This is a genomic window from Paraburkholderia sp. SIMBA_054, assembly GCF_046534875.1.
In the GTDB taxonomy this organism is placed as follows: domain Bacteria; phylum Pseudomonadota; class Gammaproteobacteria; order Burkholderiales; family Burkholderiaceae; genus Paraburkholderia; species Paraburkholderia hospita.
In genome coordinates, this window is record NZ_JAWRXV010000661.1 from 1 (window position 1) to 277 (window position 277).

Consider the following 277-nt stretch of genomic DNA (forward strand, 5'->3'; position numbering starts at 1 on the left):
TAAAAATCGTATCTGACATACCTGCAGCCGTTACCAAAGGTACAAAATTCGCACCTGGTAACGACACTGCTATATGTGTCTTGTGATGGTTCGCTCCTGGATTCCTAATTAAATAAGCACCCAGTGAAGAGAAAAATTTAAACCAATCTGGAACTGAAAATACCGCTCTTGGTCCAATACAATAGAGTTTATCTATATCCATCTTTTCTTCCCCCATTTTATCCCTCTATTATTGCTTACTTATATAATCAAAAAATCCAATCCCTGGTTGTTCAGG

Annotated in this window: 1 protein-coding gene; it reads right to left on the reverse strand. The window is 37.5% G+C overall.

Going from position 1 to position 277, the window contains the following annotated elements; genetic code table 11:
- Positions 1-217: hypothetical protein (locus SB822_RS56745; protein ID WP_410859059.1), on the reverse strand; the 217-nt coding region annotated here is incomplete at its 3' end.
- Positions 218-277: the final 60 nt, after the last annotated feature.